The organism is Paraburkholderia sp. (assembly GCF_036488795.1).
GTDB lineage: Bacteria > Pseudomonadota > Gammaproteobacteria > Burkholderiales > Burkholderiaceae > Paraburkholderia.
The window spans coordinates 1-23,914 of record NZ_DASXHA010000117.1 but is presented as its reverse complement, the minus strand read 5'-3'; the positions used below and the strand labels follow the sequence as shown (position 1 = coordinate 23,914).

Annotated in this window: 22 protein-coding genes; 11 read left to right on the top strand and 11 right to left on the bottom strand. The window is 62.3% G+C overall.

The features are described 5' to 3' along the window. Positions 1 to 200, bottom strand: a 200-nt coding sequence (locus VGH41_RS17240; protein ID WP_331598716.1) for a LysR family transcriptional regulator, incomplete at its 3' end; no start/stop codon positions are given. A gap of 100 nt (positions 201 to 300) precedes the next feature. On the opposite strand from VGH41_RS17240, the gene VGH41_RS17235 reads away from it, so the two are divergent. Then, positions 301 to 1,239: a DMT family transporter gene (locus VGH41_RS17235; protein WP_331598715.1), complete on the top strand. Its 939-nt coding sequence runs from the start codon at positions 301 to 303 to the stop codon at positions 1,237 to 1,239. A gap of 20 nt (positions 1,240 to 1,259) precedes the next feature. Here VGH41_RS17235 and VGH41_RS17230 read toward each other — a convergent pair whose 3' ends face one another. Further along, a complete protein-coding gene (locus VGH41_RS17230) occupies positions 1,260 to 2,486 on the bottom strand; it encodes a LanC-like protein (protein ID WP_331598714.1) in 1,227 nt (408 codons plus the stop codon). Between the two features lie 88 nt (positions 2,487 to 2,574). Further along, positions 2,575 to 3,189 (bottom strand): glutathione S-transferase N-terminal domain-containing protein, encoded by a 615-nt coding sequence (locus VGH41_RS17225; protein WP_331598713.1) that lies wholly within the window; start codon positions 3,187 to 3,189, stop codon positions 2,575 to 2,577. 158 nt (positions 3,190 to 3,347) lie between these two features. On the opposite strand from VGH41_RS17225, the gene VGH41_RS17220 reads away from it, so the two are divergent. The 4 genes from VGH41_RS17220 (at position 3,348) to VGH41_RS17205 (ending at position 9,475) form a co-directional block, all read left to right on the top strand. Beyond that, positions 3,348 to 4,241, top strand: a complete 894-nt coding sequence (locus tag VGH41_RS17220; RefSeq protein WP_331598712.1) for a LysR substrate-binding domain-containing protein — start codon at positions 3,348 to 3,350, stop codon at positions 4,239 to 4,241. Positions 4,242 to 4,367: 126 nt separating this feature from the next. Further along, positions 4,368 to 6,554 carry a prolyl oligopeptidase family serine peptidase gene (locus VGH41_RS17215; protein ID WP_331598710.1) on the top strand — a complete coding sequence of 729 codons (2,187 nt, stop codon included), beginning with the start codon at positions 4,368 to 4,370 and terminating at the stop codon, positions 6,552 to 6,554. Between the two features lie 115 nt (positions 6,555 to 6,669). Continuing rightward, a complete protein-coding gene (locus VGH41_RS17210; protein WP_331598709.1) occupies positions 6,670 to 8,856 on the top strand; it encodes a prolyl oligopeptidase family serine peptidase in 2,187 nt (728 codons plus the stop codon). 88 nt (positions 8,857 to 8,944) lie between these two features. Next, on the top strand, positions 8,945 to 9,475 hold the full coding sequence (locus tag VGH41_RS17205; RefSeq protein WP_331598708.1) for an SRPBCC domain-containing protein: 531 nt from the start codon (positions 8,945 to 8,947) through the stop codon (positions 9,473 to 9,475). Positions 9,476 to 9,607: 132 nt separating this feature from the next. Here the strand turns inward: VGH41_RS17205 and mctP are convergent, their stop codons facing one another. The 4 genes from mctP to VGH41_RS17185 all read right to left on the bottom strand — a co-directional run bounded on the left by mctP (position 9,608) and on the right by VGH41_RS17185 (position 14,154). Then, positions 9,608 to 11,083 carry a monocarboxylate uptake permease MctP gene (mctP, locus tag VGH41_RS17200; protein ID WP_331598707.1) on the bottom strand — a complete coding sequence of 492 codons (1,476 nt, stop codon included), beginning with the start codon at positions 11,081 to 11,083 and terminating at the stop codon, positions 9,608 to 9,610. Then, the gene (locus VGH41_RS17195; RefSeq protein WP_331598706.1) at positions 11,080 to 11,277 is read right to left on the bottom strand and encodes a DUF3311 domain-containing protein; all 198 of its coding nucleotides are present in this window, start codon (positions 11,275 to 11,277) and stop codon (positions 11,080 to 11,082) included. The genes mctP and VGH41_RS17195 overlap by 4 nt, the downstream gene beginning before the upstream one ends. A gap of 314 nt (positions 11,278 to 11,591) precedes the next feature. Then, positions 11,592 to 12,944, bottom strand: a complete 1,353-nt coding sequence (locus VGH41_RS17190; RefSeq protein ID WP_331598705.1) for an MFS transporter — start codon at positions 12,942 to 12,944, stop codon at positions 11,592 to 11,594. A 94-nt stretch (positions 12,945 to 13,038) separates the two neighbouring features. After that, positions 13,039 to 14,154 carry an NADH:flavin oxidoreductase/NADH oxidase gene (locus VGH41_RS17185; RefSeq protein WP_331598704.1) on the bottom strand — a complete coding sequence of 372 codons (1,116 nt, stop codon included), beginning with the start codon at positions 14,152 to 14,154 and terminating at the stop codon, positions 13,039 to 13,041. Between the two features lie 278 nt (positions 14,155 to 14,432). Here VGH41_RS17185 and VGH41_RS17180 point away from each other — a divergent pair, with 278 nt between their 5' ends. Together VGH41_RS17180 and VGH41_RS17175 are read left to right on the top strand one after the other, a co-directional pair. Continuing rightward, entirely contained in the window at positions 14,433 to 15,350 is a 918-nt protein-coding gene (locus VGH41_RS17180; protein WP_331598703.1) for a LysR family transcriptional regulator, read from the top strand. Positions 15,351 to 15,359: 9 nt separating this feature from the next. Further along, entirely contained in the window at positions 15,360 to 15,926 is a 567-nt protein-coding gene (locus tag VGH41_RS17175; protein WP_331598702.1) for a GNAT family protein, read from the top strand. A gap of 108 nt (positions 15,927 to 16,034) precedes the next feature. Here the strand turns inward: VGH41_RS17175 and VGH41_RS17170 are convergent, their stop codons facing one another. After that, the gene (locus VGH41_RS17170) at positions 16,035 to 17,426 is read right to left on the bottom strand and encodes an FAD-binding oxidoreductase (protein ID WP_331598700.1); all 1,392 of its coding nucleotides are present in this window, start codon (positions 17,424 to 17,426) and stop codon (positions 16,035 to 16,037) included. Positions 17,427 to 17,911: 485 nt separating this feature from the next. On the opposite strand from VGH41_RS17170, the gene VGH41_RS17165 reads away from it, so the two are divergent. Next, a complete protein-coding gene (locus VGH41_RS17165; protein WP_331598699.1) occupies positions 17,912 to 18,238 on the top strand; it encodes a hypothetical protein in 327 nt (108 codons plus the stop codon). 39 nt (positions 18,239 to 18,277) lie between these two features. Here the strand turns inward: VGH41_RS17165 and VGH41_RS17160 are convergent, their stop codons facing one another. The 3 genes from VGH41_RS17160 to VGH41_RS17150 all read right to left on the bottom strand — a co-directional run bounded on the left by VGH41_RS17160 (position 18,278) and on the right by VGH41_RS17150 (position 21,071). Then, positions 18,278 to 19,432: a PHB depolymerase family esterase gene (locus VGH41_RS17160; protein ID WP_331598698.1), complete on the bottom strand. Its 1,155-nt coding sequence runs from the start codon at positions 19,430 to 19,432 to the stop codon at positions 18,278 to 18,280. A 30-nt stretch (positions 19,433 to 19,462) separates the two neighbouring features. Next, positions 19,463 to 19,900: a CopG family transcriptional regulator gene (locus VGH41_RS17155; RefSeq protein WP_331598697.1), complete on the bottom strand. Its 438-nt coding sequence runs from the start codon at positions 19,898 to 19,900 to the stop codon at positions 19,463 to 19,465. A gap of 151 nt (positions 19,901 to 20,051) precedes the next feature. Then, positions 20,052 to 21,071 (bottom strand): Crp/Fnr family transcriptional regulator, encoded by a 1,020-nt coding sequence (locus VGH41_RS17150; protein WP_331598696.1) that lies wholly within the window; start codon positions 21,069 to 21,071, stop codon positions 20,052 to 20,054. Between the two features lie 184 nt (positions 21,072 to 21,255). On the opposite strand from VGH41_RS17150, the gene VGH41_RS17145 reads away from it, so the two are divergent. From VGH41_RS17145 to VGH41_RS17135, 3 genes are all read left to right on the top strand, one after another. Next, positions 21,256 to 21,606, top strand: coding sequence for a hypothetical protein (locus VGH41_RS17145; protein ID WP_331598695.1), 351 nt, complete (start codon positions 21,256 to 21,258; stop codon positions 21,604 to 21,606). 499 nt (positions 21,607 to 22,105) lie between these two features. Further along, the gene (locus VGH41_RS17140; protein ID WP_331598694.1) at positions 22,106 to 22,942 is read left to right on the top strand and encodes a glycosyltransferase family 9 protein; all 837 of its coding nucleotides are present in this window, start codon (positions 22,106 to 22,108) and stop codon (positions 22,940 to 22,942) included. A gap of 141 nt (positions 22,943 to 23,083) precedes the next feature. After that, positions 23,084 to 23,914, top strand: an 831-nt coding sequence (locus VGH41_RS17135) for a hypothetical protein (protein ID WP_331598693.1), incomplete at its 3' end; no start/stop codon positions are given.

Here is a 23,914-nt window from a genome sequence, read left to right as displayed (position 1 = left end):
GCGCGTCCCTCGGCGGTCGGTGTCACCTGGCGGATCTGGCGCACGAACAGCGCGATGCCTAACCAGGCTTCCAGCTTCTGGATCTGCTGGCCGACCGCGCCGGGCGTCACGCTCAATTCGTCCGCCGCTAAAGTAAAACTGCCGAGCCGCATGGCCGACTCTAGCGCCAGTAGGGCCTTCAGGGGAGGAATGGCTCGCATGGAAGAGTTTTTCTATCGCATCGGAGAAAACTAATCGTTTGTACCGCATCGGCGGCGTCGCGACAATCGGGGCATCGTATTGTTGTTCGAGGCCCCTGACATGAACCCCGCCTATCTCGCCTTCGCCTTGCTTGGCCTCATCTGGGGCAGCAACTTTCTGTTCATGAAGTGGGCGAGCGTGTGGATCTCGCCGGCGCAAATCGTCTTTCTGCGCGTACTGTTCGGCTTGCTGCCCATCCTCGCGCTGGCGCTTGCGACCCGCGCGCTGAAGTGGCGTCATGTGCGGCACGCGCATCATTTCATCGTGATGTCGCTGCTGGCCACGAGCGTCTACTACTACGCGTTTGCGAAGGGCGCGGCACTGTTGCTGTCCAGCGTGGCGGGCATGTTGAGCGGCGCGATCCCGTTGTTTTCGTTTCTTTGCGTGTGGGCGTTGCTGCGTGACGAGCGCCCGAGCGGCCGCATGATCGCCGGGGTTGTATGCGGCTTTCTGGGTGTGCTGCTGATTGCGCATCCGTGGACGGGCGCCGCCGGAGGCGTCGATCTGCGCGGCGTGCTGTATATGGTGGCAGGGTCGCTGAGCCTCGGTTGCTCGTTCGCCTACGCGCGGCGTTTCCTCACTCGCCTCGACCTGTCGCCACTGGCGCTGTCTACCTGGCAGATCGGCTTCGCGCTGGTGATGCTGAGCGCCATCACCGACTTTCACGGCATCACGCGGATTACCGCCCACACGGGCGCGCTCGCCGGTCTGGTACTCGGGCTCGGTCTGCTGGGAACCGGCGTTGCCTACATGCTGTACTACTTCATCGTGCAGCGGCTCGGCGCACTCGCGGCCTCCAGCGTGACGTACATTCCGCCGGTCGTTGCGTTACTGATGGGACTGGCGTTTGCGGGTGAGCCGATTCGGCCGCTGCATCTGCTCGCCATGGCGTGCATACTCGGCGGCGTTTATCTGCTGCAAGGCGGACGGCAGGTGAAGCCGGTGCAAGCGGATGTCGCGGTGCGCGACAAACGCTTGCGGGCCGATGCGCGGGTTTGAGGGTTCGTGGCGGGGTCAGGTCACGGCGCGTCGTCGCCGTAGAACACGTCCAGGGTTGGGAACGCGGCTTGACCCCGCAGGCAGTCCCACAAGTAGATTGCAAAGCCCGGGTCGCCGGTCCACAACGAATAGCGCATCTGCCCGTGGGCCGCTTCGTCAGCCTCGGTCTGCGCGATGCTATGCATCGCGAAGGCGCGGGCGCGCTGCAGCCATTTGACGTCCCCCGTGCGCTGGTAGAGGCACAGAAACGGATAACCGTTGCCGCCTGTGCCGTGACACAGGTTCGACCCTTTGGTAAGCGGCCCGGCCGCCCAGATTGCTTCGCCGCCTGCGATCAGCAACGGGTCCAGTTCGCACGACGGCAATTGCGCGAGGCAAACAATAAAGCCCGGCGCACCGTGGCAAAACTGCATCAGCATGCGAGACTTGCGATCCTCGGGCATGACGAGAAGGGGACGCCAGTTTGCGAGGTCCCCCTCCATGGTCACGGTGCGTTGCAGCGTATTGACGATGCAACGCTGCCACTCTTGCCAGCTGTCGGCGTCGAGCAGATGCCGCCCGCGGATCAACGGCAGCGCGGTGCCGACGAAGCCGTGCACGCCATCGAGATACGTCGACTGGCTGCCGTACAGGTCTTGCATCCAGTAGTGGCAGCGATACTCTTCCGACCACTTCAGCTCCGACCAGAGCTGGCTGGCGGTTGTGCGAAACAGGGTGGCCCAGCGTTCATCCTGGGTGCGTTCATGCAGAAACGATGCGGCCAGCAGCGTGCCGGGCGAACCCCACATGAGTTCTCGCGCGGGTTGCCGGATGTTGCTGCTGATGAGTTCGGCCAGCCGGTCAGCGAGCACTTCAGTGGGAGCGCGTCCGTATTCGAGCATCAACCACGGCAGCTCGCCCATCATGAACGACGCGAAGTCGCTGCTGTCGTTTTCCTCCAGCCATGCGCGATTCTTGACGCGCAATGCATCGGCATGCTCGAAGGGGTCGCGCTGCAGCTTGACTGCGCCTACCGCAGCCAGATAATCGAGCGCCCATACCACGCCGCATGCGCCGTGATAGAGCGGCACGAAAGGTGCAAGCGGATTCTCCGCGGTATTGCCGTCGCGCGGATGCGCAGGCCATAGCCCGTCCGCCGTCATACGTGTCTCGGTGTCACTGACGATACGGGCGATCGTGTCTCTTACCCGCATCTCGTCCCATTCGATCGCTTGCAAGGGTTCGTGGCGGGACGGATCGAAAAGCATGCACAGCCTCGCAGGGTGTTTAAGATTTCGGTGAGAATGGAGAATCTGTCGAAAGGCGCATAAGCACTGCGCCACTCACATACAAGCATCAGACTGGCGGTGTTTCCACAAAGACGGGTTGCTGTTCAGCCCATTCGGAGAACGTGCGCAAGCCTGGATACGCGCTTGCGTCGACGATCTCCGGCAGCATCATCTGTATGAATCGCCACGTCACGGCAATCGTGACGCTTGCCTGATCGAGTGCATCCGCTTTCATGGGCAACGGCGCTGCCGTCAGTTCGTCTTCGAGCAATGAGCACGCGGCGAATAGTTGCGCGCGCACCCTTTCGACCCACGGTTCGTGTTGCTTGTCCGCCGGCCGTAAATTCCGTTCGTAGACGATCTGCACGGTCTTCTCGCAGGCCGCGAGCGCGAGCCCCGTGAGCTTCGTCGCACGCAGCCGTGCGGCCGGTTCTTGCGGTGCGAGGGCAACGCCCGAATGCGGCAGTGTCTGGACGTAGTCGAGGATCAAGGTCGAGTCGATCAGCGCCTGCCCGTCGTCGAGGATCAGGGTTGGCGCCTTGACGACGGGGTGGATCTGCCGAAACGTTTCGTAGGTGCTGAAGACCGAGACCGACTGATGCTCGAATTCCAGCTTCAATAACTTGAGGCAGATCGCCACCCGGCGGACGTAAGGCGAATCCAGCATGCCGATCAACTTCATACCCCTCCCGTTAGAATCCCTATCATTGAAAGGAAGCACTCGGGGTTGAGCCATGCCGGCTGGACGGCTGCCCCTATGCTGCACCTACGCATAGCGTAATGGCGCGCCCGGCAAATGAAAAGCGACGAAAATAGACGCTTAACGTTAGATCATCTTACATGACGAACATCCCGTCCTTGACCGCCTTGAGGTGTTTCGAAGCCGTTGCCAGGCTGGGTGGCGTGACGCAGGCCGCGCGCGAGCTGCATGTCACGCACTCGGCGGTCAGCCAGCAGATTCGCATGCTCGAAGAAGCGATGAGCGTGGAGCTGTTCGCGCGCGAGGCGCGCAACTTGCGTCTCACCGAAGCAGGGCGCCTGTATGCACTGGAAATACGTTCGGCTTTGCGCGACATCGTCAACGCCACGCGCGTCGTACAAGCGAGGCCTGACGACGGCGAGCTGCTCATCGCCACGTTGCCTTCGTTCGCCTTGCATTGGCTAGTGCCGCGATTGCATGGCTTTCGCGCGAAGCATCCGCATTACCGCATTCGTTTGCAGACCAGTCTCGAGTTGCAAGACCTGCGGCACGGCGTGGCCGACGTGGGCGTGCGCATGGGGCAGGGACATTGGCCCGGCCTCGTACAGAAGAAGCTGTTCAAGGACGAACTCGTGGTGGTCGCCGCGCCGCACTTGTGCGGCGGGCGTTTGCCGCGAACCGCGAAAGAGATCGTTGCGAGCACACTGATCCATGGCACCGACGCGCCGTGGAGCGACTGGTGCTACGCGGCGAACGTGCACGAACCGGCAACGATCGAATTTTCTGCTAACGACTCCAATATTATTTTGGGCTGCGTACTGTCAGGAAGAGGTATCGCGCTCGAGCGCCGCAGCCTCGTCGCCGATGCGATCGCGCGCGGCGAGCTGGTGCAGCTGAGCGAAGTGTGCGTGCCTTATCCGTATCCGTACTGGCTTGTCTGGCCGCAACGCGATGTCCTGAGTCAGCAGCAGATTCATTTCACGGAATGGATCGAAGCAGAAGCGCAAAGATATCTTGAGAGTGTGCGGCGTTAGCCTTAGCGGTTTCGCCATGCGCTTGCCGCAATAAACCCGCCTGCCTTTAGGTGCTTTATTGATCTGCTAGTCGTTCATATGCGAGTCGGGTTACCCTTGCGGCGCCTCGTTCCTTGAAAAGCTCCAATGAAACCAACAAAGACTTTCCTGGCCGTTACGCTTCTCTCCACACTCCTCGCCGGATCAAGCGCCGCCTGGTCCGCCGATGGTCCGCCGGTCGCGCCTGTGCATCCGGTCGCCGACACCTACTTCGGCACCACGGTGATCGACAACTACCGCTACATGGAGAACCTGAAGGACCCGCGAGTTCAGCACTGGATGAAAGCGCAAGCCAGCTACACGCGCAAGGTAATTGACAGGATCCCTGGTCGCGCCGCGTTGCAGCAACGCATCAAGGAATTGTCGAGCGCGGATTTGCGTCGCGACAGCTTCACGCGTCGTGGCGACCGGCTCTTTTACCAGGTGACGCAGCCCGGTGCCAATTTGCCCAAGCTGGCGTATCGCGATGGCGTGAGCGGCGAGGAACATATCCTGGTCGATCCGGCAAAGCTCGCGAAGGACAGCACGCATCACTACGCGCTCGACTGGTATTCGCCGTCGTGGGACGGCCGCTATGTCGCGTACGGTGTCTCGGAAGGCGGCTCGGAACAGAGCGTGCTGCATATCATCGACCTGAAGACGGACAAGCAGCTCGCGGAAAGCATCGACCGTACGAGCGATTGCGTGGTCTCGTGGCGTAACGACAACGCGTCGTTTTTCTATCTGCGCTATCCGAAAACGGGTCCTGACACGCCGCCCTCGCAAACCGAATACAACGCCGTCACTTTCCTGCACGTACTGGGACAGAACGCCCAGGGCGATGGCGATGACGCCGTGTTCGGGCGTGGCGTGTCGGCGAAGCTCGACGTGCCGGAAGGTCAGGGCACGTACGCGCTGCTGTCGCCCGATTCGCCGTACGTCGTGGCGGTCGCCAACCGCAACATGGACAACAACCCCAACACGTTCTATGTCGCGCGTCTCGATCAGGTGCATGGCGCGGATACGCCGTGGCAAAAAATCGCCGGTCCGCAAGACGGTGTGACCGATGTGCGTCTGCGCGGCGATCGCCTTTACTTCCTCTCGGAGAAAGGCGCTTCGCGCTTCCAGATTCTGTCGACACCGCTTGCCACGCCCGATGTCGCCCACGCGGACGTGGTCGTGCCCGAAGGCCCGAACGTGCTCGATTCGTTCGAGCTGGCGAACGATGCGATCTACGTTGGCGAGCGCATCGGCTCGGGGTTCGAGCTGCAACGCGTGTCGTTCGACGGCAAGGACAGCAAGTCGATCAGCATGCCTTTCGCGGGCACGATTGCAGGCTTGACCACCGATCCGAATCTGCCTGGCGTGATGTTCTCGCTGCAGGGCTGGGTCCAGGCGCCGCGCGAAATTGCCTACGATCCGAAGACGGACGCCGTGACGGACACCGGTATCGTGCCGCCGTCGAAGACGGAAACCGGCGACATCGAGTCACATGAAGAATTCGCCATCAGCTATGACGGTACGCGTATTCCGGTATCGATCATCGCGAAGAAGGGCGTGACGCGGGACGGCTCGCATCCGACCATCGTATTCGGCTACGGCAGCTACGGCCTTTCGATGGATCCGTTCTATGACGCGGACTGGCAGGCGTGGATCGAACATGGCGGCATCATCGCCGTGTCGCATATGCGCGGCGGCGGCGAGTATGGAGACGACTGGCACCGCGCCGGACAGAAGCTCACGAAGATCAATACCATCCTCGACTTCATCGCGTCCGCGCATTACATGATCAACCAGCACTACACGCAGTCGAAGTATCTGGTGGCCAATAGCGCGAGCGCAGGCGGCATTGTGATGGGCGGCGCGTTGACGGTGGACCCAGGCCTATTCAGCGTGATTCTCGACGACGTGGGCGATTCCGATACCTTGCGCTCGGAAACCGAACCGAATGGGCCGCCCAACATTCCCGAGTTTGGTTCTACCGCGACCGAAGCCGGTTTTCATGGTCTCTACGCCATGAGCGCCTATGCGCATATCCACGACGGGACGCCTTATCCGGCGGTGATGTTCACGACCGGCGCCAACGATCCGCGCGTGTCGTCATGGCACATGCTGAAAATGGCGGCGCGCGTGCAAGCGGCCACGAGCAGCAACCGGCCGGTGCTGTTGCGCATCGACTATGACGCGGGTCACGGCTTCGGTTCGAGCATCGCGCAACACGCCAGCGAGCTGGCTGACGAATGGTCGTTTGCACTGTGGCAGATGGGAACCCCAGGCTTTCAGCCGAAACCGTAGAGCGGAAATGGTCAGGGCGCAGGATCATGCGCCCTGTCTGCGACTTATTGATCATCTAGGCATGCCGGCGCGAGTCGAGTTAATCTTGCGGCGCCTCGTACCTTTGGAAGCTTGAATGAAACCAACAAAGACTTTCCTGGCGGTCACGCTTGCAGCTACCTTACTCGGCGCCGCGGGGGCGTCGTGGTCGGCTGATGGACCCCCTGCCGCGCCGGTGCGTCCGGTAACGGATACCTACTTCGGTACGCCGGTCGTCGACAATTACCGCTACATGGAGAACCTCAACGACCCGGAAGTGCAGAGCTGGATGAAGGCGCAGTCCGCTTACACGCGCAAGATTCTCGACAGCATTCCGGGCCGCGCGCCGATGGCGAAAAGCATCGAAGCGGTGATGGGTAACGACCTGCGCCGCAGCATGTTCGCGCGTCGCGGCGAGCGCCTGTTCTACCAGGTGATGGAGCCAGGCGCGAGCGTGCCCAAGCTCGCGTATCGCGACGGCATCAACGGTGAAGAACATCTGGTGGTCGACCCGGCCAGCCTCGCCAAGGACAGCGCGCATCACTACGCGCTCGACTGGTATTCGCCTTCGTGGGACGGCCGCTATGTGGCCTACGGCATCTCCGAAGGCGGCTCGGAAAAGAGCGTGCTGCACGTGAAGGATCTGCAAAGCGGCACGGAGCTCGCGGAGAGCATCGACCGTACGAGCGATTGCGTCGTCTCGTGGCGCAACGACAACCGCTCGTTCTTCTATCTGCGTTATCCGAAGGCCGGTCCGGATACGCCGCCTGCGCAAAGCGAATACAACGCGGCGACCTTCGTGCACGTGCTGGGCCAGAACCCGAACGGCGACGGCGATGAGGCCGTGTTTGGCCACGGCGTGTCGGCGAAGCTCGACGTGCCGGAAGGTCAGGGCACCTATGTGCTGCTGTCGCCTGATTCGGCGTATGCGGTTGCCGTGGTGAATCGCAACATGGACAACGCGCCGAATACCTTTTACGTTGCGCCGCTCGACAAGATTCACGGTGCCGATACGCCATGGCAAAAAATCGCCACGCCGGACGATGGCGTGACCGAAGTGCATCTGCGTGGCGATCGTTTGTACTTCCTGTCGCAGAAGGGCGCGTCGCGCTTCCAGATTCTGGCGACGCCGCTCGGGCATCCGGATGTCGCGCATGCCGACGTGATCGTGCCCGAAGGTCAGAACGTGCTCGATTCATTCGACCTGGCCGGCGACGCGATGTATATCGGCGAGCGGGCCGGTGCGAGTTTTCAGCTGCAGCGCGTGTCGTTCGACGGCAAGCACAGCAAGTCGATCGGTTTGCCGTTTGCGGGTACGGTGGCGGACCTCGCCGTGGATCCGCACGTGCCCGGCGTGATGTTCTCGCTGCAAGGCTGGGTCAAGGCGCCGCGTGAAATTGCCTACGATCCAGGCACCGACGCGGCGACCGATACGGGGCTGATTCCGGCTTCGAAGACGGAATCGGACAAGGTCGAAGCGCACGATGAATTTGCCACCAGCTACGACGGCACGCTCGTGCCGGTGTCGATCATCGCGCAGAAGGGCGTGAAGCGCGACGGCACGCACCCGACCATTGTGTTCGGTTACGGCAGCTACGGCATTTCAATGGACCCGGTGTATCGTCCCGCGTGGCAGGTGTGGATCGAGCATGGCGGCATCATCGCCGTGTCGCATATGCGCGGCGGCGGCGAATATGGCGAAGCCTGGCATCATGCCGGTACGAAGCTCACGAAGATCAACACGATGCTCGACTTCAACGCGTCGGCGCAGCACATGATCGACGAGCACTATACGCAGTCGAAGTTTCTGGCTGCGAATAGCCGCAGCGCGGGCGGCATCGTGATGGGCGGCGCCATGGAAATCGACCCGGGGCTGTTCCGCGTCGTGCTGGACGACGTGGGCGTGTCCGATGCATTGCGCTTCGAAACCGAGCCGAATGGTCCGCCGAATGTGCCGGAGATGGGGTCGACATCAACCGAAGCCGGCTTCCACGGCCTCTATGCGATGAGCGCGTACACGCACATTTATGACGGCACGCCGTACCCCGCGGTGCTGTTCACGACGGGCGCCAACGACCCGCGCGTGTCGCCTTCGAACATGCTGAAGATGGCCGCACGCATGCAGGTGGCAACGGGTAGTGGGCGTCCAGTCTTGCTGCGGGTCGACTATGACGCGGGCCACGGCATGGGTTCGAGCTTGTCGCAGCGTGCGAATGAAACGGCCGATGAGTGGTCGTTTGCGCTGTGGCAAATGGGCGTGGCGGGTTTTCAGCCGAAGCACTAAGCCGATGATGTAGACGACCGGGCGCAGGGTTGGCGCCCGGTCGTTTGTGCGACGCATTGCGCGTCAGCAATTCTTCAAGCCCATCGCCATGGTATCCATCTTGAGGCTGGCCAAGCGTCTCATTCCGGTCTTCGCCGCGCTCGCCTTCGTGGGCGTGTGCGTCATGCTCGCACTGCATCACGACGAATCGATTCACACCGAGGTCTGGATCAACAGTCCGCCGCAAGCCGTCTGGACCATTCTCACCGACACCGCCGATTACCCACGCTGGAATCCGGAAATCTCACGCCTCGATGGCGCGTTGCGTGAAGGTAGCGTGATCGAATTCGTCGCAGGGTCAGGAGAGGACGCGATGGTGTTTCATCCCAGGCTGCTTGCTGTCCGGCCGTTGCAGGAGCTGCGCTGGAAGGGCTCCGTGTGGCTGCCGGGCATCTTTGATGGCGAGCATCGATTCGTGCTCGAGCCGGCCGGCAATCGCACGCACTTCATCCAGAGCGAGCAGTTCACGGGGATTCTCGCAGGCAAGCTGACTGAGGATGTCGTGGCAAGCACGGCCGAAAGTATGAAGGCAATGAACGCCGCATTGAAAGCGCGAGCCGAACAGGCGAATGCGCACTAGTCCCGTTCAAGCAAAGACCCGGGACAAACAAAAAAGCCGGCTACGCCTAAGCGCACCGGCTCATACCACATCAAGGCAAAACTGGACCGGCTCGCTAAAGCCTGAGCCGGTCAACAGTCGAAGCTGCGTCCGTTAAACGCTGGCGCGCCTCGGCGTCACCAGCGACACCACGAACGACACCACGATATTCGCAGCCAATGCAATCAGGCCGATATACAGCGGATACGTCGCCTCACCCAGATGCAGCGCGAACACCGGCTTGAGGCCCTGCGAAATAGCCAGCCCCGAGCCGAGCACGATGCCGACCAGCCAGCCGAGGAACAGACCCGGCGTATTCAGGCGACGCGTGTACAGCGAGAACACGATGGCCGGGAAAATCTGCAGAATCCACACGCCGCCGAGCAGTTGCAGGTCGATCGCATACTGCGTGGGCAGGAACACGATAAACAGCAGCGCGCCGAACTTCACGACCAGCGAAACGACCTTCGCCGTCGACGCTTCCGATGCCGCCGACTGATTCGGCGCGATGATCGGACGCCACAGGTTACGCGTGAACAGATTCGCCGCGCCAATCGACATGATGGCCGCCGGCACCAGCGCGCTGATCGCAATGGCCGCCGCCGCAAAGCCGACGAACCACGACGGGAACAGCGTACCGAACAGCGTCGGCACGACATCCGAAGCCGATTTCACATGCACGCCTGCCGCAATCGCCATGTAGCCAAGCAGCGCAATCAGACCGAGCAGCAGCGTATAAGCCGGCAGGAAGATCGCGTTCTTGCGCACCGTAGCAGCGGAGGACGAGGACAGCACCGCGGTCATCGTATGCGGATACATGAACGCCGCCAGTGCCGAGCCGAGTGCGAGCGATGCATACGCGGTGAACTGCGTCGGCTTCAGGATGATGCCGGTCGCGCCACCCTTCGCCTTGAAGTAGTGATCCGCCGCGTCGAACACCTGACCGTAGCCGCCCAGCTTGGACGGAATCAGCCAGATTGCCGCGATCACCACGATGTAGATCATGATGTCCTTCACGAAGGCGATCATGGCCGGCGCCCGCAGGCCGCTCGTGTATGTGTAGAGCGCAAGGATCACGAAGGCGACGATCAACGGCATTTCGCCGTTCACGCCGAGGCCCTTGATCACCACCTGCATACCCACCAGCTGCAGCGCGATATACGGCATCGTCGCGACAATGCCGGTCAGTGCGACCGCTGCCGGAAACCACTTGCCGCCGTACTCGCCGTGCACGTAGTCCGCTGCCGTGATGTGGTTCTTCGCATGCGCGATCTTCCACAGCTTAGGCATCACGGCGAACACGAACGGGTAGACGATGATCGTATAAGGCAGCGCGAAGAAGCCATACGCGCCCACCGAGTACACCAGCGCCGGCACGGCGATCACGGTATAGGCGGTATAGAAGTCGCCGCCCACGAGGAACCACGAAATGATCACGCCGAACTGGCGGCCACCCAGACCCCACTCATGCAATTGCGTCAGGTCGCCCCGCTTCCAGCGCGCGGCAAAGAAGCCCACGACGGTGACCAGCAGGAAGAAGAAAATAAATACGGCCATCGCGACCGGATTGACTGGAATCACGTCGCTCATTTGATACCCCGGTAGACAACATAGATCAGCAGCGAAGTGAGCGGCACCCACAGGAACTGATACCAGTAGAAGAAGGGGAATCCGGCGAACGACGGACGCGTGTCGTTATAGAAGGGCAGCCATAACAACGCGATGTACGGGATGAGCAAGATGAGCCAGAGCCATGACCGGCCGGCTGGAGGGTTGGGTTCCAACGTGATCCCCTAGATGTCTGTAGTTAAATGAAATTTTGGCGAAGTCACAGCACTTGCCGGGTCGCCGCAGGCCCATGCCGCGGTCGTGTCGGCGACGGTAGCGCGCATTATCTTAGAAAATTTGTCAGTTTGCTTGCAATTGGTCAGCCAGGGCCGACGGGGGCCTTTCGCGCGCTAGCTGAGGGTCTGCTGCCGCGGCGCTTCAAGGGCACGCCAATGAACCGCAAAGGCGAACGCCGCTGCGCGCAGTGCTCCTGAGCGGGAGCCGTGCATGCAGCGGCGCAGCGAAACGGGGACAGGTCGAGTCGGCACCCTCAGTCGGGCATGCCGGAGCCGCGGGTTTCGGGCAAAAACCACGGCAGCACAATGCCGATCAGATACACCGAGCCGAGCGCCAGCGCCGCCTGCGATACCCCGCCAAACGACTTGATCATGCTGCCGGCGACGATCGGAAATACCCACGCAATCAGGCGCGCAGCGTTGAAGACGAAGCTGATTGCCGTCGAGCGCACCGTGACGTTGAACAGCTCGCACGGGTAGATGGCCATCCACACATAGGCGCAGCCCAGCGTGAAGAAGCCGTTGATGGGCGCGACGATCATCATCGCTTCGACGCTGGAGGTCAGCCGGTAGGTGATGAAGGTCGTGAGCAGCGAGCCGACGAAGGTGAGCGACAGAAACGCGCGCCGGCCAATCGCGTCCACGATGAAGCCCGCGAGGAGATACGCGACGATTGCGCCGACCGTGTATGAGATCGAGACTTTCGAGCCCCATGACAATGCGTCCGGCAGCCCTTCGGCTTTGGCCAGCGCCACCGTGAAGGTCGGCAGCCAGCTGGAAATCGCCCACCAGCCGACGGTCGTGACAATCGACAGCACCAGCAGGATCAGCGTGCGGCGCAGGGCTTCACGTTCGCTGAAGAGTTGGGCCAGCGTGAAGGGGCGCTTGCCGGCGGCCTGCGCCGCGTCCGCACCCGGCTGCGCGTTGGTCGCGCTCCAGCGTTTCTCGCGCACGGCACGCTGCCATTTCTCCGACTCGTTCACGCCGCGCCGGATATACAGCACGAAAAACGCGGGTAGCGCGCCGAGCACGAACATCAGACGCCACGTTTCGGCACCGAGCGGATGCGTCGACGACAGCGCGTACCACACGACCGCGGCGATCAGCGTGCCCCAGCCGAAGCCCGATTGCAGGAAGCCGGCGCCTTTGGCGCGCGCCTGCTCCGGCCACGTTTCCGACAGCAGTGCGATGCCGGTGCTCCATTCGCTGCCCATCGCAAGGCCGGTGAGAAAGCGCAGCGCGCACAGTGTCCAGAAGGTCTGCGAGAACGCGGTCAAACCCGACAGCACCGCATAGAGAAACACCGACCACAGCATCATGCGCTTGCGGCCGACATAGTCAGCGAGGATGCCGCCGATCAACCCCCCCGCGCCCCATCCGAGCAACGTGATGCCAATCACGAGACCGGCGTAGATGGTGGGCGAGGCCGCCTGTGCAGGGGAGAGCACCGAATGCAGCATGGGCCCCAGCACCACGACGAGCGCGAGCGCTTCATAGCCGTCGAAGATCCAGCCGAGAAAGCTGGCCCGCAGCACGCGCCAATGCATTGCCGTGAGGCCGTCGTACCAGCGGCTGCGGGTGCCGACGGCGGCCTGTCCATGTTCCATGGTGTGTCTCCTTTATGCTTTCATCAGATGTGCCTGCTGCGCGTGCCGGTCGTGGCGCCGACTTGCGCGTGCGAGTGTGCGCTCAAGAATAAGGCTAACGCTGGCCGAATGCCGCGCCGTCGAACACGCGGCCTGCGCCGCGCGGCTCGCAACGCCAGTATTGCGGCGGCGCCTTGACGGTCGCGCCCAGTTGCGCGGCGGCGTGCCACGGCCAGCGCGGATCCCACATCACCGCGCGCGCCAGTGCGACGAGGTCGGCATCGCCGTTGCGAATCGCCGCGTCGGCCTCTTTTGCGTCGGTGATCAGGCCGACGCCCATCGTCTTCATGCCGGTCGCTTCGCGCACCGCGCGGGCAAACGGCAACTGATAGTGCGGGCCGACCGGAATCTTTTGCAGCGGCGACAGGCCGCCCGTCGACACGTCGAGCCAGTCGCAACCGCGCGCCTTCAGGCGCCGAGCCAGCTCGATGGTCTGTTCGAGGTCCCAGCCGCCTTCGATCCAGTCGGTTGCCGACACGCGCACGCCGAGCGGCTTGTGCGCCGGCCAGACCGCGCGTACCGCGTCGTAGACCTCGAGCGGGAAACGCATCCGGTTCTCGAGCGAACCGCCGTATGCGTCGGTACGCTGGTTGGAAATGGGCGACAGGAACTGGTGCAGCAGATAGCCATGCGCGAAGTGCAGTTCGATCGCGGCCAGATCCAGCCGTGCCGCGCGCCGCGCGCTGTCGACGAACGCCTCGCGGATGCGCTCCATACCGGCGCGATCGAGGGCGAGCGGCGGGGCTTCTTCATCCGTGGTGCCGACTGCGGACGGTGCATCAGTGCGCCAGCCGCCGTTTTCCGGCGCGATCATCGAGCCGCCGCGCCACGGCGTCTCGCTCGACGCCTTGCGTCCGGCGTGACACAGCTGGATGCCGATCGGCATGTCGCTGAACTCGCGCACCCCTTCGAGCACGGCGCCAAGCGCCGCTTCGTTCGCGTCGGAATAGAGGCCGAGGCACGACGAGGTGATGCGTCCCGCGGCTTCTACGGCGGTTGCTTCGAGCAGCATCAGGCTGGCGCCGCTCAGCGACAGATTGCCGATATGCGTGCGATGCCAGGCGCTTGCCGAGCCGTCGACGGCGCTGTACTGGCACATCGGGCTGATGACGATGCGGTTCTCCAGCTTGAGCGAGCCGAGTTCGAAGGGCGAGAACAGTGTGGCACTCATGGATGCGGTTCCTTATCCGGGGTATGCCGGTGACGAGGCGTAGGGTGCATGCCGGCCGGCGCCCGCGCGGGACAAAGCCGCCGCGCCGACATAGAATCGTGAAACGCGATGCTTGCCTGATCTGCCGGGCAGGCGGCGCGATGCCGGTCGATGCTCAGTAGCTGAAGGATGCGGGCTGTCAGGCGTTTTGAAAACTTCTCAATCTTCAATGCAGGCATCGTCAAACGCGATGGGTGGCCGATGCCGGGTACCGGAAAAACCAGGATCAGGGAGTGAGGATGCGCGTTGCAGCAGACCGGCCCGTGCGCTTCGACATGGAGTCGCTGCGGATTTTCGTGGCGGTGGTCGAGGAGGGCAGCATTGCTGCGGCTTCGGGGCGCACGCATCTGGTGGCATCGGCGGTCAGTAAGCGCGTCTCGGACCTCGAGGGCGACGCCGGCACGCCGCTTCTGTATCGGCACAGCCGCGGCGTACAGGCGACGCCTGCGGGCGAGGCGCTCTATCACCACGCCAAGCGGCTCATCGAGCATCTTCAGCAGATCTCCGATGAACTGTCCGAGTATTCGGAGGGCTTGCGCGGCCATACGCGGATTTACGTGAATTTCACCGCGATGGTCCAGTATCTGCCGGGCGTCTTGCACTCGTTTCTGCTTGCGAATCCGGAAGTGCGCATCGACATGGTCGAGAAGACCAGTGACGAAGTGGTGCAGGCGATTGCGAGCGGCGTCGCGGATCTCGGCATTTGCTCGGCTAGCGAGGATTCGCTCGGCGACCTGCAATGGCGTCCGTACCGCACTGACAAGCTGGTGCTGATCGTGCCGGCGGGTCACCGGCTGGCGCGGCGGCGCCGCGTGAGTTTCGACGAGGCGCTCAACGACGACTTCGTCGGTATGCCGCACGGTACGTCCATTCCGAAGCTATGCCGGGCCGCCGCCGAGGGTTACGGCAAACGGCTGCGCGTGCGCATCGAAGTGACGAGCTTCGAGGGCGTGCGCAATATGGTCGGCGCCGGACTCGGCATTGGCGTGCTGCCCGAAGGCAGTGTGACGCCGTACTTGCAGTCGGCGCCGTTTTGCGTGGTCGAACTCGACGAGCCCTGGTCTTTAAGGCCCCTATTGATCGTCGCGCGCAACTTCGACACGCTGCCGTTGCCGGCCCGCATGCTGGTCGATTACCTTGAAAAACGCGAACCATAACCACGACCCATGCAACCCATTCTGCTCGATGTGCCCGACACGCTGCATACCGAACGGCTGACGCTTCGCTGTCCGCAGCCCGGTGACGGTCAGAAGGTTTTCGAAGCCGTCGTCGAGGCGCTGGATGAATTGCGCAGATTCCCGGCGTCGCTGCCATGGGCGGTGTACGAGCCGTCTGTCGAAGCATCAGAGGCTTTCGCGCGCACCGGCTTTGCCAACTTCACGGCGCGCCGCGATTTCCCCTTTGTGATGCTATTAAAAGGCACCGGGACGGTCGTGGGCTGCGGCGGTATCCACGATCCGCGCTGGGCGGTGCCGGCCTTCGAAGTGGGCTGGTGGGGCCGCACGTCGTATCTGGGGCAGGGGCTGATCAGCGAAGGCGTCGAGGCGATGCTCACCTTTGCTTTTGAGTCGCTCGGCGCGCGCCGCGTCGAAGCGCTGACCGACGATCTGAACGAACGGAGCTGGCGATTGTGCGAGCGGCTTGGAATGACTCACGAAGGCACGCTGCGTCATGAGCGCGTGACGGCGGATGGCGTGCTTCGCGATACGCGCGTTTATGCGAGTCTCCGCTGATGCCGCATGCGCCGACGAACGCAGCAACGCGCGCGCCAATGCCCACCGGCTGCCGGTTGAATACTCCGGCAGCGGTGCGCATTCCTGCGGCCAGGCTGATAGCCGCGCCTACGACGCGTCAGGCTTGATGTTCTGATTCTGGCGGAACAGGTTGCCGGGATCGTAGCGGTTTTTCACCTCGACAAGCCGCGCGTAATTCGGACCGTAGGCCGCGCCGATCCGATCGCTTTCTTCCTGCGTCATGAAGTTCACGTACACGCTGCCTTGCGCGAACGGAGCCGAGGCCTTGAAGAAGTCACGGGCCCAGCCGACGCATTTCTCGTCGTCACTGGCATCGCTCCAGCGGCCATGCACGTTCATCACATAGTTGGTGTCGCGGCTCGGATAGGCGGTGGCGTCGACGGGCACGCGGCTCGTTTGCGCGCCAATACAGCCGAAGAAGATCTCGCATTGCGGCGACGGCAGCTTGCCGAGCGCGTCGGTCAGCGTATCCAGCAAGCCGTCCTCCAGGTCGAGAAGATTGTGCGACTTCCAGTAGTTGCGCTCGCCCGGGGTCAGCAACGGATCGAAGGCCTGTTGCCAAGCGGCATAGGGCATCGGACCCAGATGCTCGCCATACGGCTTGCCGAAACTGCGTACCTCCTCGACCATGCGCGGCCCGTTTTCAAGTGGGCCGCTATAGCAGATTGCAAACGCGATGATCGGCTTGCCGTGCACCTCCGGCGCCAAAAAGGGTAGCGGCGGCGCGAGGCGCAAGACGGCCCAGACGGTCAGGTCGTCCGGCATGGTCCGCACGGCCTCACGGTATTTCACAAGCGCTTCCTTAGCCTGTTCGAGCGGCAACACGACGAGACCGCCGTAAATCTGCGGCCCGAGCGGATGCAGTTCGAACTCGAACATCGTGACCACACCGAAATTGCCGCCGCCACCGCGAATCGCCCAGAACAGGTCTTCGTGCGAGTCGTTATTCGCGTGAAGCAGATGACCGTCGGCGGTGACGATGTCGGCGGAGATCAGATTGTCGATGGACATGCCGTAGCGGCGGCTGAGCCAGCCGAAGCCGCCGCCCAGCGTGAGACCCGCTACGCCGGTAGTCGAATTGATGCCGAGCGGTGTCGCGAGTGCAAAGGCCTGCGCTTCGTGATCGAAGTCCGCGAGCGTGGCGCCCGGTTCGACATAGGCGCGTTGTGCGACTGGGTCGATGCGCACCGATTTCATCAGCGACAGGTCTACCACAAGGCCTTCGTCGCAGATCGCGGTTCCCGCGATATTGTGGCCGCCGCCGCGCACGGCGAGCGGCACGCCGTTGTCGCGCGCGAACCCGACGGCGCGGCGCACATCGGCGGCGCCCGCACAGCGCACGATCACAGCTGGACGACGGTCGATCATCGCATTCCAGATGTGACGCGCTTCTTCGTAAGCGGGATCGGCAGGCAGCAGCACTTGCCCTCTCGTCGCAGCTTTGAGCTCTTCAATTGCATTGCTGGATAGGTTGACCATGGGAAACCTCCTGGTGAGGCTGGCGCTACTTTGAATGGTGGGATGCGGCGTGTTGGGTACGTGTGCTTGCCGCGAGATTGCGCCAACGAATGCGGGCGCGTCTGCGCCTCTTGGGAAGGAAGACGAAGCGAGGCGAAATGATTTTGAAAGTATAGGACGCGCTACGGGGTGCTCAACGGAATAGTGCTGAGTGTTGGCGTATTTGGCAGGCATCCAGGCGGGTCGACTGAGCGCATTCACCTATGGAGACGCAGCATGTCAGGTGGTCTAATGCGTCGCGCGGATCAGGTACGAACAATGGCATCGACAATCAGGCACGTACATGTGTCGCGCTCATGAAAAAACCGCACAAATCCACGCGAACATTTGGCAGACCGGATGAGTCTTTCCGGGTACGATCCGTGGCGGCCCGCGTCGCGGCATACATGTAATTAGGCATACATATAAAGTCGTATAACGCGTCTGAACATTTGCAAGGATTGGCTGTGAGTCTGAAGATGTCATCCAATGGTCCGGCGTACACGACCCTGGAAATCCGAGAGGGCGTGCCGCTCAGTTACGTCAGCGAAAAACTGATACATGCGATCGAGGACACGCATGCAGTGGGGCAGGCTTATCCGGAAGCGCGCAAGCGCCTCGCTCACGTGATGTACTCGCAAACCAAGGCGTTTCTCGCCTTGCACAACCTGCTGGGTGCGGCCAACGCGCCGGGCCTGCCCGAGCGTTTGCTTGAAATGAACCGCCAGGAACTGGGCAGGTGGATCGCCGCCGTGATCACGAACGGCGATCTGCTTGGCATGACCGATCACTGAGCGTCTGGATCGTCGTCAGGTCTTGCGTCCCGCCGCCTTCTAGTGCGGTTGCGGTTGGAGTTGCGGATGAGGATGCGCGAGAAAGAAGCGCAGCATTTCGGCACTGGCGTCCGGTCCGCGCGTATCCGTGTAGGAGCCCTCTGCGCTGCCGCCGGCCCATGCGTGCGGCGCGCCATGGATGAGCCAGTACTCCGACGCCATACCGTTGTCCGCCGTGCGCAGTTGCCGCGTGCTTAGGCGAGCGCCGCGCTCGCCGCCGATGCTTTCCGTGCTCTCGACCTGACTTCCGTCGAAGCCCTTCAACAGTTCGCCGCCATTGGCCGGGTGCACCGTTTTATCGGCGTCGCCATGAAACACGATGAGTGGCCGCTGCGGTAGCGCCGCCGCCTGATTGCCCTTGCGCTTGCCGCCTTTCATCGCTGCCAGTGCCGACGGCAAATCGTGCGCACTGCGATACGCCAGACCCGAGTGCACGCCGGCTGCTGCATAGAGTTCGGGGTAGGTTTCGATCATCACCGCCGCCATCGCACCGCCTGCCGAGAGGCCCGCAACGTACACGCGCGCCGGATCGACGCTGTGATTCGCCATCACGTCGCGCGTGATGCCGGCAATGAGCGACGGCTCGCCGCGCTCGCGCTGCTGGTCGGCGGGTTTGAACCAGTTCCAGCATTTAGACGGATTCGCGCTTTGCGGCTGGATCGGATAGACGACGAAACAGTTGTGCTGGTCGGCGAGCCGGTTCATGCGCGTGCCCGCTGCGAAATCGTCGGCGTCCTGGGTGCAGCCGTGCAACATCACGATGAGCGGCAGCGGTGTGCCGGTGTAGCTGCGCGGCACGTAAAGCTTGTAGTTGCGCCGGCCGGCCTGGTTCGCGTACGTATGAGCGGTGAAGCGGCCGCTCTCCGCGGTATCGGCGTGTCGACGCGCTTCGGGCGTCGCGTCGGGAGTCTGCGGCGCAGCGTCTGCCTGTGTCGGGGACGAAGCGGGAGCGGCCTGAGCCGGCTGCCAGACACCGTCGCGCAGATGCAGCGCTTCGCCGGCGTTGTCGCGCGGCGCTCGCGCGGGTTGAGCGGCGTCGTCGGTATGGCCACGCAGCGCTCGCTGGATCACAGCAGTCGCTTCGAGCGGCCCTCCGCTGCGCAAGGTCTGCAGCGCTTCCTGCATCGAGGACAGTAAATCCTGGTTGAATTTCATTACGGGTATCCGGTTCGAGTGGGGGCAGGGCTAGCTGATTCGTTCAGCCAAAGCCGCCTTGACCGCAGATGACGCATGGAACGCGCCCAGCACTTCAATCGAGGCAATCGTGGCCAGCGCCAGTTCAGGCGTGACGTCGGAGGCGATGCTGGCGAGACCCAGTACGCGAACCTCAAGCTGCTGATTCGCCGCGCGCACCGCTTCGAGGTCCTGTCTGGAGAAATGCTGCAGACCCAGCACGAGCGCGCGGCGCGACACGGTTTCGCCAACCGCTTGCGCGTGGATTGCCAACTGGTTGCGGATCGCCGTGCGAATCAGGTCGGTGCGATTCGCGTAAAAACCCTCTTCGACCAGCAAATCGATCTGCCCCAGATCGACCGGACCGAGATTGATGGTGATCTTCTCCGTCTCGCCGCCTTTGGGACGAGGCGCGACGCTAAGGGACTGTCCGGTGAGTTTGGCCGCCATTTTCCATCCGTTTGCCATCTGCTAAAAAACCATCCAATGGGATGGTGGTGAGATGGTTATAGGCGGGTAAATGCGTCAGGTCAATACCTGAATACGGGGCCACAGCGGGCCCGAGACAGTCGGAAGGTGCGCGCTGCCCGTAGCGACGCGCTCAGAACAACCCGCTGAACAGCCGGTCGCATTCGCGCTTCACCACCCCGTAGCACTCGCACGAATAGGATTCGAGCGCGGCGCGGTCAAGTACTTCGATCACGCCGTGCCGGTAGCGGATGACGGCGTCGTGCTGCAGCTTGCTGGCGGCTTCGGCCACGCCTGCGCGGCGCACACCCAGCATGTTCGCGATCAGTTCCTGCGTCATGCGGATCTCATTCGATTCGAGCCGGTCGAGAGTCAGCAGCAGCCAACGGCACAATTGCTGCGCAATCGAATGGTGGCGGTTGCAGACGGCGGTTTGCGCCATCTGCGTGATGAGTGCCTGGGTATAGCGCAGGAACAGATGCTGGACTGCGCCGCCGCGCGCGAACTCACGGCGCATGACATCGCCGCTCAGCTTGTATGCCTCGCCGGCGCTTTGCACGATCGCGCGACTGGGCATGGCTTCACCGCCCATGAAGAGGGCGACGCCGAGCAGGCCGTCGTTGCCTACCACCGCGATTTCCGCTGACGCGCCGTTCTCCATGACATGCAGCATGGACACGACCGCCGTGGTCGGCAGGTAGATGTGGCTCAGACGGTCGCCCGTCTCGTACACGACATGACCCAAAGGCATCGAGACCGGCGACAGGAAGGGCGTGAGCCGCTCGCGCTCTTCGACCGGCAAGGCAGCCAGCAGGCGGTTGTCCTCCAGTTGCACTTCGCCTGGTTGCGTCCCGGCCGGTTCCGGCTGTCGCGCTGCCGTGCCGCGCGTGACTCGTTCGGCGAGTTGCAGATGTTGCGCAATCAACTGCTCGCGGTTCTTTTCCGGCAACAGGCTCAGCACGGCGGAGCGCAGATCGGCATGGCCCAGCACGTCGAGCAGCTTGAGCTTGGTCAGCGTGCCGAGATCGCTCTTGCCGGTGCGCCACGCCGAAATCTGGGCGCGCGTCAGACCGAGGCCGTCCGCCAGTTGGGAATCGCTACCGAACTGGCCTTTCGCTTTAACCTCGTCGAATAGGGCGTTCCAATCGTGCATTGAATTCGATAGCTACATGAATGTCAAATTGACTTGACGTAATTCGGGTTGAATGAAAAAATCAAAAGATCAGGAAATACGTCAAATACATTCGACAGTTATAACATGGCTGCGCATCGCCTGTTGATGCCCGGGTAAGCCGATCCCATTCCCACTGGGCTCCTGAGCTCTCGAGGCCTGTTAAATGAGCGAACTCCCTCGCATCCTGTTGCCAATCGCGTTAAATCCTCACGCGCTTGAAGTCTCCCCCGCCGCCCAATTAAATGATGAGCAGTTTGCTGTGCATCAGGCGGAGTTCGTCAGGACACTATTCGGTTATATTGCGTTTCTCCGCGAGAATGCGCGCGAGACACCGATAGCCGACGCATTCCTCGCCACCTTCGTGATTCTGCTCGAAACCATGGAGGCGAACGCGCCCGTCGAGGCACGTAATTGCGCGATGAAATTACAGCAGATTATTCGCGTCATCTATCCATCTGTCGAAGCGCCTGAGTTGCCCGGCGCAGACGCATTACCCGATGGTACTCGCGTCTAGGTCTTCGATATCAAGTTGATATTGCAGTTTGCAGGTGAGTGGAACCGGCTCGATTTGTTACGGACTCCAGACATCATGAAATACGTATTTCAAACTATGAGTTACCCGGTAACTCTCGTGCGGCAGATTGGCAAGATAAAAATCGGTTAGTCGTCTTAAAACAATGGGGCATTCACTCAGCTCGATGTTTGCGTCGTCAAGCGTCTTTGACATTTCCTCGTGGCACCACCAATCCAGATTCGCGAACCCTTCAAATTCACATTGCGGTAAATGGGGTTCGACTGACTATCGTAATGATCAGTAAACGAGTTTGTAACATGATTAATATGACGTGGTTCTAGACTGCACCTCGTTCAGATGTCGGCAGTCCGCCCTCTGAACGGGCAAAGCGCTCTCCCAGCAGCGGGCGCGTCATCCGGATGGACCTATGTGGCCGGCCGTTCAGTCAGTATCACGCGTGGCGTTAGTGCTTTCGGCAGCAATCGGTGACTCGTTGCTGATGATGACGATCGCGCGAAACCTTCAGCGCGACGGCGTCGCGGTCACGGTCTTCGGACGGCAAATCGAATCCCTGCGCGAGTGGTTTCCGGGCGTCGAAACGGGCGGTGACCTGCTTGTCGGCGATCTGGCGGCGACCCTCGCCGGTTTCGACACGGTCATCCAGATGCATCATGAGAAGCCGTTCGCCGGGCTCGAGCAGTTCCATCCGCGCGTGATTTTTCTGGATCACATCTGCCGCGTGCGCTCGCATGAGTCGATGGCGGACCGGTTGGCGCGGTTTTGTCACGATGAACTCCGGCTGACAAGCGCGCACAAGTGCAACGGCATGACGGCGCCCGCGGGCTTGCAGCACCGGAAAAACCCGCTGCGCGTGGCCATTCACCCGACCGCGAGCACGGCCGACAAGTGCTGGCTGCCGGAGCGCTTCATCCGCCTCGCGATCCGGCTGCGGGCGCTCGGCTACAGTCCGGAATTCGTCGTGGCGCCGCAGGAGCGCGCCGACTGGATTCACATCGAACGGTTCGGCCTGACTCTGCCCGAACTTGGCTCGCTGGATAACGTCGCCGCCTGGGTGTTCGAATCCGGCTGGTTTATCGGCAACGATTCGGGCATCGGCCATCTCGCGTCGAGCCTGCACATTCCCACCCTGTCGCTGTTCATGCGCCGCGGGATTGCGCGCACCTGGCGACCCGACTGGGGCGCGGGGCAGGTGCTGATCGGCAGCACCTATCTGCCGACCGGCTTCCTGAAAGAGCGCTACTGGAAATACATGTTGTCCGTCAGGCAGGTCTCTCGCGCATTCGAGCAGATGCGCGCCACGCTCCACTTCGCATGACTCCCCTGGCGCCGTTGTACGGAGCGCGTGGCCATCCGGCGATGGCCGCTCCGCACGGCGCAGTCGTCCATCGAGCGCCCGCGAACCTGGTTCGAGCCCGGTTCCCGCGAGCGTTTCGTACCTTCACCTGATCCAGAATTCATGAAATCAAACTGCCAGGCCGTATTTCTCCATACCGGCTATCGAACTGCCGGGACGTGGCTATGGTCATGCTTTCGCCGGCTCGACAACGTGACCGCCTACTACGAGCCGTTGCACGAAATGCTGGCGACGATCGATCCACTCAAACTCGCGAGCAGCACGGCGGACAGCTGGCGCTCGGGCCATCCCGCGCTCGAGAAACCCTACTTCGCCGAATACGCGGACCTGATGACGCCGGACGTTGCCGGGATTGCCGGCTACGAAGCGGCCTTTGCGATCGACCGTTTTGATGGAGAGACGCCGCAGGACGCCGATCGCATCGAGGCTTATGTGCGCGCCCTGATGCGCGCCTCACAGGAACAGGGCCGCGTGCCGGTGCTGAAATTTTGCCGCTCGCTGGGGCGTCTCCACTGGTTTCACGCGGCCTTCCCGGACGCCGTACATATCGTCGTGGAGAAGAATCCGATTTCGCAGTGGCAGTCGTGCTGGCAGCTTTTTGCCGCGCACCGGAACCCGCATTTCGTGGCGGTCCCGTTCGCCGTTCTCGCGCTGAACCGGGAGGTGCCAATGGTCCAGCAGGCCCTCGAGGCGCTCCATATCGACCTGCCGCAGCTTCCCCAGGACGCAAGCGGCGACGCGCCCTCATTCGACACCTGTCTCACGTTTTTCAAGGACCATATCGCCACCTTGCCGCCCTTGCAGGTGTATCGCGCGTTTCTCGGCCACTGGCTGCTCACGCTCCGTTACGCGGCGACGCACTCGGACGCGATTTTCGATTGCGATCTGGCAGGCCATTCGCCCGCATACGTTGCAGGCGCAGAACGCTGGATC